Annotated in this window: 10 protein-coding genes and 1 pseudogene; 3 read left to right on the top strand and 8 right to left on the bottom strand. The window is 43.4% G+C overall.

The window, feature by feature from the left end:
- Positions 1-127: 127 nt before the first annotated feature.
- The 4 genes from F6K63_RS16075 to F6K63_RS16060 form a co-directional block, all read right to left on the bottom strand.
- Positions 128-487 (bottom strand): PAN domain-containing protein, encoded by a 360-nt coding sequence (locus F6K63_RS16075; RefSeq protein ID WP_287312680.1) that lies wholly within the window; start codon positions 485-487, stop codon positions 128-130.
- Between the two features lie 85 nt (positions 488-572).
- On the bottom strand, positions 573-728 hold the full coding sequence (locus tag F6K63_RS16070; RefSeq protein ID WP_287312679.1) for a hypothetical protein: 156 nt from the start codon (positions 726-728) through the stop codon (positions 573-575).
- A 651-nt stretch (positions 729-1,379) separates the two neighbouring features.
- Positions 1,380-1,844, bottom strand: coding sequence for a hypothetical protein (locus F6K63_RS16065; protein ID WP_287312678.1), 465 nt, complete (start codon positions 1,842-1,844; stop codon positions 1,380-1,382).
- 355 nt (positions 1,845-2,199) lie between these two features.
- Positions 2,200-3,540, bottom strand: a complete 1,341-nt coding sequence (locus F6K63_RS16060; RefSeq protein WP_287312677.1) for an RNA polymerase sigma factor — start codon at positions 3,538-3,540, stop codon at positions 2,200-2,202.
- Positions 3,541-4,168: 628 nt separating this feature from the next.
- Here F6K63_RS16060 and F6K63_RS37275 point away from each other — a divergent pair.
- Together F6K63_RS37275 and F6K63_RS16055 are read left to right on the top strand one after the other, a co-directional pair.
- Positions 4,169-4,429: a tRNA-dependent cyclodipeptide synthase gene (locus F6K63_RS37275; protein WP_353813033.1), complete on the top strand. Its 261-nt coding sequence runs from the start codon at positions 4,169-4,171 to the stop codon at positions 4,427-4,429.
- Between the two features lie 563 nt (positions 4,430-4,992).
- A complete protein-coding gene (locus F6K63_RS16055; protein ID WP_287312675.1) occupies positions 4,993-5,493 on the top strand; it encodes a hypothetical protein in 501 nt (166 codons plus the stop codon).
- A 308-nt stretch (positions 5,494-5,801) separates the two neighbouring features.
- Here F6K63_RS16055 and F6K63_RS16050 read toward each other — a convergent pair whose 3' ends face one another.
- Entirely contained in the window at positions 5,802-6,332 is a 531-nt protein-coding gene (locus F6K63_RS16050; protein ID WP_287312674.1) for a GrpB family protein, read from the bottom strand.
- A 552-nt stretch (positions 6,333-6,884) separates the two neighbouring features.
- Positions 6,885-8,069: an RNA-guided endonuclease InsQ/TnpB family protein gene (locus F6K63_RS16045; RefSeq protein ID WP_044492212.1), complete on the bottom strand. Its 1,185-nt coding sequence runs from the start codon at positions 8,067-8,069 to the stop codon at positions 6,885-6,887.
- Between the two features lie 174 nt (positions 8,070-8,243).
- On the opposite strand from F6K63_RS16045, the gene acs reads away from it, so the two are divergent.
- A complete protein-coding gene (gene acs, locus F6K63_RS16040) occupies positions 8,244-10,214 on the top strand; it encodes an acetate--CoA ligase (RefSeq protein ID WP_287312673.1) in 1,971 nt (656 codons plus the stop codon).
- Between the two features lie 169 nt (positions 10,215-10,383).
- Here acs and F6K63_RS16035 read toward each other — a convergent pair whose 3' ends face one another.
- Together F6K63_RS16035 and F6K63_RS16030 are read right to left on the bottom strand one after the other, a co-directional pair.
- The gene (locus F6K63_RS16035) at positions 10,384-11,106 is read right to left on the bottom strand and encodes an SDR family NAD(P)-dependent oxidoreductase (protein WP_287312671.1); all 723 of its coding nucleotides are present in this window, start codon (positions 11,104-11,106) and stop codon (positions 10,384-10,386) included.
- Between the two features lie 106 nt (positions 11,107-11,212).
- Positions 11,213-11,402, bottom strand: a pseudogene (locus F6K63_RS16030) (SDR family NAD(P)-dependent oxidoreductase); the annotation flags it as partial.
- Positions 11,403-12,164 lie beyond the last annotated feature (762 nt).

Genomic DNA, 12,164 nt, shown 5'->3' with positions numbered 1-12,164 from the left:
CCGACAAGATTTACATTGGTAGAATCTCGCGGGACTTTGATTTTTTAGGCTATTACTTCTTCTGGTTAGACCCTAAAGGGTATGGATCAAATCAGAAAAAAGCTACCACACAACTGACTCGTTCGCACTAAGGCAGTTTTTTACCGCTAATCAAACCTTTGTAAACGCTTTGTGGTTGAGCGTTATTCTTCAAATAGCAGCGTGGTATTGGACCACGCTGCTCGAATGTGAGTATACCTGCAGGCACAAAAGTATAGGCTTTGCATGCACTGTCTTGTGCACAGAGCACTTGACATCCTAAAGGATCATTACTTGTCATTTCAATACTTTTGTAGTCAGCTCCCCCTCGGTCTGCACCAAATTCCATGGTTATAGAATGAAACTGATCAGCATAAGCTGGGCTGGCAGTGAACAATTGCAACATTAATGTAAGGCCAATTAGTATGGCTGTGACCAGGTTCCTTTTACACATCATGATTTTTTTCATTGTTGTTTTTGGCTTCCTTAGTGGTTGTTTTTTTTTGACCAGTCGGTTTTTTCTTTGGTCTACTTATATAACAGTTGATCACTTTTTATTGTGACATCTTTTCGGCGCGGTTCTTCTCCTCTAAATCAACTTGCTGGAAAGGCTCGCTCCCAGTCAATAGTTGGAGGTAAACCAAATAAGAACCCACGGCAGCACCTTCTCGAACGTCTATATAACGGTATCTCTCTTGGTTCTGTGACATTTTTTAGGGCTGGCTATTTTTTATCCTTGGGCTGAACTCTTTTTCCTCCTTGGTATTTTTATTGCTGCTGTGCCTCAATTGGGTTGTGCCAGAATATCCTCTACTCACAACTGAGGAAAAACTTTCCTTTGTCTCGACTCTAAGATTGCTATTTAATCTCCAGCTATTGAGCATCTAGGGGGAGGCACGCAGTGACGACAAGTCTACTCTACAATGGCGGCCCTCTATCCCTTGTATCTGACCTCTGGTTGCAGCTTGGCTCTACTTTATTGTTGAGTAGTTCTGTATCCTGTAGGGTTGGCAATTTATGCGATCGCAGATCAACTCCAGGAAAGAATATATGACTTTTTGCCCACCCTACTTAACTTCAATCTTCGACCTTCAACACACTTGTACCCATTATGGTAGGGGCGACCCGTTTCCTTGAAGCTTTGCCCATAACCAATCAATCCAATTGGGTTGCCCTGCAGAATTTTAGTGAAGGACTTTCAACATAAATATCCAAAAATTGCTTAGCAATTCCTGAATATTTCTATTTACCAAGGAAGATAACAATCGGAGTTTATCCCTCTACTACTAATTAAATAGTGCCACCCATTAGACAATTGCAGTAGGTGGCACTATTGATGCATTAGCAGCTACTTCATATTGTTATATTGAGCCACGGTAGGAACCACACAGCCAACCAGTTCGATTGCCAGGTTGTCCACCTCCATACAAGTTGGCGACAGTTTCTTGCGACAGCCCAAGGTCGAAAAAGTTGGGATCAGCACCTATTCCGCCGTTGCCGCAGTAACCCTCGCAGTAGCAGCCTTCAGGACCTCCGCTGCCACGGATTGCCGCCGGGATTACGCATGTCCATCCTGTATTAGGATTAGTTGTAAATAATGTCTCCACTGTATTAGCAGAGAGATTGTCGAAGATGTCACCTTGGTCACCACCAATAGCATTGTTGCCGCATGCAAAACCGGTGCATGAGCAGGCATAGTCGCCTTGAGCCAAGGCTACTCCACCAGAAAACAACATTATCACTGTTAGAACACAGCTCAAAAGTAGTGTGTAGATTTTTTTCATAATCTGTTCCTTTGTTTTTGTTGATTTTTTATCGACAGCCAATTAGTTAATCGGTATCAAAAGCATTGTTTTTACTCTTTAACCTCACCTTTCGGCTTCATCTATAAGACTATGTCATAGACTATTTGTGACAATTTTGGTAACCACTCTTTATTAAGATCGCTTTGTGACTTTACAAACCGACTCTTTCCTCCTTCCTGGTTCTTCAATTTCTCCGTTTCCTTGCAAAATACCGTCGTTTAAGTATGTACTTCTTTTCTGACCCTAGACTAAAAATTTAGTTTCATAGGAATATTAGCTGGTTGTTAAAAAAAACTACCAGCCTCTCTAATAGCTGTTTAACCTCTAGCCATTGAGCCTCTTTGGGGAGGTACGCAGTGACGACAACTCAATGCTCTTATGGCGGCCCTCTATCCCCTGTATCTAACCTCTGATTCCAGCTTAACTCTACTTTCGTTTTGAGAGTGCCCCACCAAGACACAATTCTCGCCAAAATCGGGATGGGAAATTGGGAAATATCCTTTGCTATTGGTGCTTCAATGCTCCCATGCCCTAGGAATGGTGGAGAAATTGCTATGTCTTGGGGCGTAAGCAGTTTAACGCCATGACTCTGGATAGTATTGCGATCGCTCCCGTGATTTGATTGGGGATTTGGAGTACTTTCCAATCGTAATTTTCCAGCCAAGGCGAGTAATGCCTGGGAGCTTCTTTGCCTGCTCAAAATTTGCTGGCTTTTGGTATCCCTAATTCTGGGCTCTTGTTTAATTGGGATTACTTTTGGTACTTCAGATAGTGGCTCAACTGTCAATGCTGGCTCTACCTGTGAAGTTATCTCTACTCCTGTTGTCTCTAAATCCTTGGAGCATCCCTCCACCGGAGCCGAGTCGGACACTACCATCGGCCTTAAAGACTCCAACTTCTCAGTTTTCTCCTGCTCCCCTTTTCCTATTTCTTTGTCTGAGGGAGTTACATAGCTTTCTCTGTCTTTTTCTTCCTTACTCTCCTGCTCTTTTACTCCCCTAATCTGCTGCAAAAAGGCAATCTCCCCATAAGCCTTCTCATCCAACCCAGCCAGATACTTAGTTAACCGCTTTTGCAGTCTTTCCCTAGCTCGTTGGATACGTTTACGAACGCTATCGTTAGAAATTGCCAGTCGTTGAGCTATCTCTTGGTGAGACAACTCCTGCTCAAAGCGCAAGAGACATACCTGGCGCTGATTCTCGGGCAAATCCTCTAGAGCAGTAAGGATTACCTCTAATAGTTCCCTCTTTTCTACAACTAAATCTGGGCTATCGAATTCGGTAACCAACCCATTCCCCTCTGGCACTGCCATCCCTTCCAGGTTTTCTACTCCGATTGCCCCAGAGTTGTTTTCTCGATGTCGGTCTATACAGAAGTTACGGGCAAATTTGGTCAGCCATCCTTTGAGATTGGTAATCTTTGCGGCAAATTTGGGCAATTTTTCCCAAGCCTTGACCATCATCTCAGAAAGAGTATCTTGTGCTTCAGTGGTATTACCCCCCATCCAGCTCAAGCAGCGATGGTAAAGATAGTCTTTATAGTGTTCCCACAGGGGCCAAAAGGCGCTGCTATCTCCATCAGACAGTTTTTCCAGGAGGGACTCGACCCAAGAAGCGGTATCCTTTTCGGCATTCTCGCCCCTAAAGCTATGAAAACTTTGGATTGTTGCCTGCATACGTCCTGTAGAAGCACAAAAGTTAAGTCGGATGCATTTCAAAGTTGCAAATCAATGTCTTGATGCAGTGGCGCTATGGGGGAAACCCCCTCATGAAGGCGCTGCATCCCGCTGGTTATAGATTTACCAATTGGAAATGCACCCGTATAAGTCTGGCCTATGCAGCCGAGTAAGACAAGTTACGGAAGTAAACTTAAGCCTTCAAGTCCAGTCATAGCTTGGCTTGGGATTTTTGTGAATTTTTTTTTACGCCTTTTTTTTATCATTTTCTTCCTGTTTTCCTTCTCATTTTCTTCCTGTTTTCCTTCTCATTTTCTTCCTGTTTTCCTTCTCATTTTCTTCCTGTTTTCCTTCTTTTAAACTTAACTTGAGCACCTAATACATATTAACTTATGCCCTTAAAATTTTTACCATAAACACACTAACTTCGTCAATTACAAATCACGTTTTTATTAGCTCAATCTTGGGCAAAATGCAATGCCGTGATCAATTCAACCGAAGAGTCTATGACTTTTTGCCCACCAAAGAGCTAGGCTTACCACAGTTAATGCTGGTGGTCAAGGTTAGTATAACCTGTTGTGCATTATTGGACAGCAGCAAGGTAGAAGCAATGCAGCAAGGAAGGTAGCCAGTGCCTTAATAATGTCTAAGAGCCTTAACAGGATTAGACCTGTCAACAAATGAAGCCGAAGAACTAATCTTAGATTTCCGGTATTTGAACAAAAACACAAATTATCTTTCAGCACTAAAATTTTATGAAGATAAATATGCTAATGATAGTGAATTTAGAATAAACTGTCTCGAAACGTCTAAGCAGGTAGTGGAAACACGAACAAATCTTAGTGATTACCGGCTAGAAATTGCTGTTAAGTATCTATTAGCAGAATTGCCTTTGTATTTTAACAGTGTCAGGATTTTGGGTAAAAAATAAGTAGTGTTTTGTTACCGGAATTGCCCCTTGTTCATTCAAACTATTTTTGAAAAAAAGGATGGGATTGTATCGAATAATCCAGGTTACCTTGTTATAGATATTGAATCTAATTAAATAGAGCTTACTGAATCAGATCATGTCCGGTTGAATACTTACACTCTAATCGAATCGAAGGCAGAAGGCAGAAGGCAGAAGTAAAGGAGTAAAGTTTCATCGGAGATGGTTTTTTATAACTAATTATCCGGAGATAATATCAAGCCGTTGGCCGTAGGCCACGCTACTTCAGGTGCTGTCAGGCGTCAGCTGAATGCTTACATGAATACTTACAATTTTATCCTGCAATTATCCCAATTCCAGATACTAGCTAAAATTGTTACCATTCTAATCGTTAGATTGTAACTAATTATTACAAATTTTATAGATTGCCTTGATTTTTTTATTTTAGGTTGACAACAACCCTAGCCAATTGTTATACTATACTCATAACAAAAAGAGCCGCGCTCTTCGGCGAGCAACCAGGAAGCGCGGCTCTCCCCCCAAAGTAAACTTTAGGTAACTCTATCATGCCAGAAAAGCGATGCAGCGCGGTCTTGGGGGTTTCCCCCATGAGCGACTGCATCAAGACGCGATTAGTTGATCATCCCATCGATTACCACGAAGCGATGGAGCGCCTTGAGCAGCTTGCCCAGAGGGATTCCAAGCCCGAAAATTCCTATCCCTATCCCATCACCGAGCGATGCAGCGCGGTCTTGGGGGTTTCCCCCATGAGCGACTGCATCAAGAAGCGAGAGCAAATCCTAATTCGACTGTACAGTTACTGGGAATCGGGTATGACACCGCAACGGTTTTCTCAAAAGTGGGACATAACTCCAGAAGATATGGCTTTAATCTGCTCCTGTTCCACTCAAACCGTCAACGGCTGGTTTAACACCAGTCGTCGCTGTTACCCTCCCACTCCTGGTCACTTGCGCCATCTCGCCATTATGGATTTCTTGCTGGAAGATTTTGAGACAATTCCGAAAGAGTTATTGGAGCGATTGTTCTCGAAGGAGGTCAGAATGTAGAATTTAGAATGAAGAATTTAGAATGAAGAATTTAGAATGAAGAATGAAGAATGAAGAATGTAGAATGCATAATTTAGAATGGTGAAGGTAGAATGGTGAAGGTAGAATGGTGAAGGTAGAATGGTGAAGGTAGAATGGTGAAGGTAGAATGGTGAAGGCAGAAGGCAGAAGGCAGAAGGCAGGATTTCCAATTCTAAATTCCCAATTCCCAATTCCCAATTCCCAATTCTAAATTCTATTGAATTCTAAATTATGCATTATTAATTCCCAATTCTAAATTCTAAATTCTACATTCTAAATTCTAAATTCTACATTCTACATTCTCTGCGCCACTCTGCTGCTTTTCGATCCATCTCTTTGATGAACCCATCTTTTCCATCCATATAGGCTTCAATATTGTCTGGATATTTCTTAGCAAGTTCTCGCTTAAGTTCACCGTATTTTTGGGCATCCTTAGGATGGGCAATCAGATAATCTCGAAAGGCTAAGTGGCGCTCTACCTCTACCGAATTAACCTCAAACATATGAACATGATGTGTTCTGATTCCTATTTGATTATGTTTCCGGAAATAACGACGACCTGGTATGCCGTATTCACCCATTCCTTCATAGCCTATTGTCTCCATTGCTGAACTATTTTCATCTACTTTGGTAATGTCTTTGACTTCAACCAAAATATCAATAATTGGTTTAGCATCTAGTTCTGGAATAGATGTACTCCCAATATGGTGTACAGCAACTAAGTTTTCGGCGACGGCAAGGGCAATCTGCTTTGATTCACGCTCAAATTCATCTCGCCACTTGGGGTCATGGGGAACAACTTCTACTTTTATTGACATAACTACAGCATTTTTATTGTAAGTATATGCGCTACGCGAACAGCGGTCAGCCGTCAGCCGTCAGCCGTCAGCCGTCAGCCGTCAGTGATCAGCAGAGGTAACTTAGATGAAACAAATGGTTACCTGTTTTATTCCAAAGCTGAAAGCTGAAAGCTGAAAGCTGATAGCTGATAGCTGAAAGCTGAAAGCTGAAAGCTGAAAGCTGATAGCTGAAAGCTGAAAGCTGATAGCTGAAAGCTGATAGCTGAAAGCTGATAGCTGATAGCTGAAAGCTGAAAGTTGATAGCTTACGACTATACCTGCTAAAGAAGTAGAGAGCTGAGCGATTATTAAGCAGAAATTAAAGAAAGAAATCTAACGATTTGCCCAACTGGGTAACCTGTTAAGTATGGTTTTAGTGAATTCTCCCTCCGCTAACATGCGCGGGTATAGCGGGGGCTTCAAAGACGAGCGCCCTGATGTGGGTGTTCGTTTTTGAATTTCCTGGTTATGCTTCGTTACCGAAGTTTGCACCACTTACCTAGCGTTCACACGCCCCGGCAGATCGATTGCTCAGGCAGTTTCCAGTTCCCGATGTTCCACGGGTAAAGTTTGATGTTTTGCGATTCCCCGGTTGCAAATTACTTGAGCGCTAGCTACGTCTCTAGGCTTGACAGAACAGCAGTTATCGCAACGGTGAATCCGATCAGCGAGTGTTTTTTTAACAGTTACACCGCAATCGGGGCATTCTTGAGAAGTTCCACGGTGATCAACCGTGTCGAAAAACTTCCCAAGTTTCAACGCGACAGTCTTAGTAATCTGACGCAATTCACCTAAACCAGCGTCTAAGGTATGTTTACCCAACATCCCCTTAGCCATTGTCCGAAAATCAATGTCTTCAAAGAAAATACTGTCACACTCAGCTAGCAGCTGATGAGCCAGTTTGTAATGGTGATCTCTTCTTTGAGCCGCTACAGTTCGGTGAAGTCTCGCTACTTTCAACTGAGCTTTACGGTAGTTAGCTGATCCCTTTTGTTTCCTGTTTAAGCGACGTTGCAGCAATTTAAGCTTGCGTTCTGCTTTGACTTTGAACCGGGGACGCTTTACCTGTAAGCTATCTGAAGTGGCGACAAGGTAATCAAGTCCAAGATCAACACCAATAGCGTGACCGTGGAACCCAACTGACGGAACATTAACATCACACTGGATGCAAATATTGCAATACCAGTGATCCGCTTTTTTGATGACCCGAACATTTTTAATTTTGAAACCATCCGGGATCGGACGATGAAGATTAATTGTCACTTTTCCCAGTTTGGGAAGCTTGATCACGTTGTTTTGAGCATCTAATGGTGAAGTTTTGAACTGAGGAAATAATGTTGATCTCAGCTTCCCTGGTTTCTTAAACCGTGGATATCCAAAACCACGTTCACGCATAAAATCAAACCCTTTGTGAAGCTGTTTGATAGTGCATTGCAGGTTTTGGGCAGGCACCGCTTTCAGTCGTGGGTTTGTCTTTTTAGCTTTAGCTAATTCAGCATTCTGCTTATATTCGGACGGATACGGTTCATCGGGTGGAATTACATATTCACTAACGATTGAACACCGATCAATCGGACACTTCCGGCTGTTTGACCAGTCTTTAATCTGCCTCAAAGCGTAGTTGTAAACCCTTCGAGACGTTTCGAGCCAGTCACACAGGGTGATCGCCTGTTCAGCATCGGGATAAATACGATATTGGTAGTTCAATCTCAGCATACCCATAGTATAGCTAGTTCTACTAGCAACCTCACCATCCGTAGACTAAAAAATTGGTAAAGTTAAGGGCAAGTGGATGAATCCCACTTGCCCTTAACAACCCCCAACCCTAGTTAGACTTAGCCTGGGCTAGGTCTAGACTACCTAAATAGATATCAGTAATTTCCCATAACTATGTCACAACCCACTATAGAATCAATCCTTCAAGAAGAACGGCTGTTCCCGCCACCGACTGACTTTTCTGAGAATGCCCAGATTAAGAGCATGGCGGAGTATCAGCAACTGTATGAACAAGCCAAAGCTGACCCCCAAGGGTTTTGGGCCCAGCTTGCAGACCAAGAACTAGACTGGTTTCAAAAGTGGGATACGGTATTAGATTGGCAACCCCCCTTTGCCAAGTGGTTTGTTGGTGGAAAGATTAATATTTCTTACAACTGTCTTGACAGACACCTCACTACCTGGCGTCGGAATAAAGCTGCCCTGATTTGGGAAGGGGAACCGGGAGACTCCCGCACCCTAACCTATGCCCAGTTACACCGGGAAGTTTGCCAGATGGCAAATGTGATCAAACAACTGGGAGTGAAAAAAGGCGATCGCGTTGGCATTTATATGCCCATGATTCCGGAAGCTGCCATTGCCATGCTGGCCTGTGCTAGAATTGGTGCTCCCCACACGGTTGTTTTTGGTGGCTTTAGTGCTGAAGCCCTAAAAGACCGACTGGTAGATGCTCAAGCTAAATTAGTAATTACTGCTGATGGGGGCTGGCGCAAAGACAAGATTGTTCCTCTCAAGATCCAAGTTGATCAAGCCCTAGAGAATAATGGCGCACCTACTGTAGAAAACGTCCTAGTGGTAGAACGCACCAAGCAAGGGATTGACATGGAACCAGGACGAGACCACTGGTGGCATGACTTGCAACCGGGAGCATCTGCGGATTGTCCAGCGGAACCCATGGATAGTGAAGATATGCTCTTCATTCTCTACACTAGCGGTACCACCGGTAAACCGAAAGGGGTCGTTCACACTACTGGTGGCTATAACCTCTACACCCACATGACTACCAAGTGGACCTTTGACCTCAAAGAGACCGATGTCTACTGGTGTACTGCTGATGTTGGCTGGATTACCGGACACAGTTACATTGTCTATGGTCCATTGTCCAATGGTGCTACTAGCCTGATGTACGAAGGGGCTCCCCGTCCTTCCAATCCCGGTTGCTTGTGGGATGTGGTAGAAAAATATGGAGTCACTATCTTCTACACTGCGCCCACTGCGATTCGTGCCTTTATTAAGATGGGAGACCAGCATCCCAACGCCCGTGATTTATCGTCCCTACGTATCCTAGGAACTGTCGGTGAACCGATTAACCCAGAAGCCTGGATGTGGTATCATCGAGTGATTGGGGGAGAACGTTGTCCCATTGTCGATACTTGGTGGCAAACTGAAACCGGAGGCTTTATGCTCACCCCCTTACCCGGTGCTACTCCCACTAAACCCGGTTCCGCTACCTTCCCCTTCCCAGGCATTATTGCTGATATTGTGGATTTAGACGGCAATCCAGTTGGGGACAATGATGGTGGTTATTTAGTTATCAAACATCCTTGGCCAAGTATGATCCGTACTGTCTATGGCAATGATGACCGTTTCCGCCGCACCTATTGGGAACATATCCAGCCAAAAGATGGCCAATACTTCTATTTTGCTGGAGATGGTGCCAGAAAAGACCCCGATGGCTATTTCTGGGTTATGGGTCGTGTCGATGATGTGTTGAATATCTCTGGTCACCGCTTAGGAACCATGGAAGTGGAGTCAGCACTAGTTTCTCATCCTTCTGTAGCTGAAGCGGCTGTAGTCGGTAAACCTGATGAGCTAAAAGGGGAAGATGTGTTTGCCTTTGTGACCTTAGAAGGCAGTTATAGGGCTAGTGACGAACTCAAGCAAGAACTAAAGCAGCACGTAGTCAAAGAAATTGGTGCGATCGCACGTCCTGGTGACATTCGCTTTACTGATGCTTTGCCCAAGACTCGTTCCGGAAAGATTATGCGACGGCTATTGCGATCGCTAGCTGCAGGTCAAGAGGTAGCTGGAGATACCTCCACTCTAGAAGACCGCAGTGTTTTGGATAAGTTACGGGAAGGGTCTTGATTTTGGTCTCTCCTCCTTCTCTGGAGGAGAGTTTAAAAGAGCGCGAATTTGAAATTAATCAACCATACAGGACTTACGCAGGCAATCTATATGTAGGCTGTCTAAGTCCTGTTCAAATCGGAAAGATTAATCAGGAAATTTGTCTTTTAAAGCTTGATAAAATCCTTGATCAAACCTTTGTCTGTCTACTAGATCTAAAGAAGCCAAAATCCCAAACTATTCTCCAAAATCGTTTCTTGTTGCCTGTTACCTGTTGCTTGTTATTTATTTCTCCAAAACTTTTATTTCTAGACAGAGGAGCTGCAATCCGTAACACTTTCTCCAGTAATGAAGGAAAGAAACGCTGACACCATACAGCTAAATGACTTTGCCATCCGACTAAAATTTCCGATGAGTTCTTCTCCAGTTTGGCGACTAACACCTTAGCGACTTGTTGGGGAGTCATCGGCAACACCCAGCGAAACAACTGTAATCCCCGCGCCATATCAGTATCTGTCAACGATGGCAGTAAAGCGATTACTCGAATATTTTGTGGCGCTAACTCTCCTCGTAAGGCTTGGGTAAAACCAACAATTCCAAACTTGGTAGCGGAATAGCTTGCCATCGTCGGTGCTGCTACTTTACCCATTAAACTAGAAACATTGACAATAGTCCCTTCTCGTCGTGCTGCCATGCGTCTCCCAATCAGACGAGTCATGGTGTACATACCCATTAAATTTGTAGCGATTTCTTCTTCTAAATTTTGCAGTTTGGATTCTAGAAAAGGAGCTTGATGAGCAACGCCAGCACAGTTAACCAACAAATCAATTGGTCCGTAACTTCGCCAAGCTCGTGCGATCGCCTTTGGCGCGGCAAAGCCGATTGCAATATTGACTCCTACTATTTGGGTCATACCAAATCCTGTTTCCACACCCCCCTTATCCGCATAGCAATAGATTCATGGCCTACAAAGATTTGATCGATTTTTATAAAGGGGTTTTGACAAACGGATTTGGTATCAGATCTAAAACGAGTGTCACAACTAGTACACCTTGTCGTTCAATCTCAGCCGCCACTTCTGCTAAACTTGCGATTTCGCGCCACCAACAGTAAGCGTCTTATTCCTTGTTGGGCTAACTCCAGAGCGATCGCTCTGCCAATACCACGAGAGGCTCCGGTAACCAGAGCAGTTTTCCCCTGAATCTTCATGTGCTACAATACCTATAGTTGAAAATAAGTAAAAGTTAAAAACCAGCAAGCATCCGATGCTAAGATGCTTCGCTAAAGCCACTGAGAGTGAAATTAGTCACCGTAAAGTTAGCCAGCGTGAAGTTAGTCACCGTCAAGTGTTGCTCCCACGCAACCGTTATCCGTAGGCAGTTCAAAATTGGTAAAGACTACCTACAAATAATTGATAATTGATGGCAACAGCCTTATCCCCGACCCTAGCTATCGGACTATTGGCTAAGGGAGTCAGAAAAGCGGCAATTTGCCATTCAGTCTGGTGGATAACTGGTTAAGATATTTCTCGCCGGTTTGTTGCGGAAACTTGGTAAGAATCAGTGGTCGAAATATCCTTTAAATCATTCTGGCATCACTTAATCGATCCGTAGCCAGAATCTGTGTTGATGTAGAGCATGGTTGGTACCCTCCTTGAAATGAGTATTAACCAGAAACTAAGCCATAAGCCTACAGTAACAACAGCAACTCTCAACTGCAACATATATTAACATAAAACTATTGTTTTTTACATTTATATACGAAAAATTCATACATCAATTAGGATGAAGCAGTTAGTCAATATTGGTTAAAACCATTACCAAATATAGGTTTGAGTCGTTTTATTCCTGAATTTTGTTTTTTTGTTCAATAAGAAAAAATATGAGAAAATTAACAAAGTGTTCAGGTAGATAGAAAAAATCCGCTCATCCTAGACCTGGCTAGTCGTGGGATCAGCGGGTCATTTTATTC

Source organism: Moorena sp. SIO1G6 (assembly GCF_010672795.1).
In the GTDB taxonomy this organism is placed as follows: domain Bacteria; phylum Cyanobacteriota; class Cyanobacteriia; order Cyanobacteriales; family Coleofasciculaceae; genus Moorena; species Moorena producens.
The sequence above is the reverse complement of the archived record's forward strand: the minus strand, read 5'-3'. Positions and strand labels throughout refer to the sequence as shown.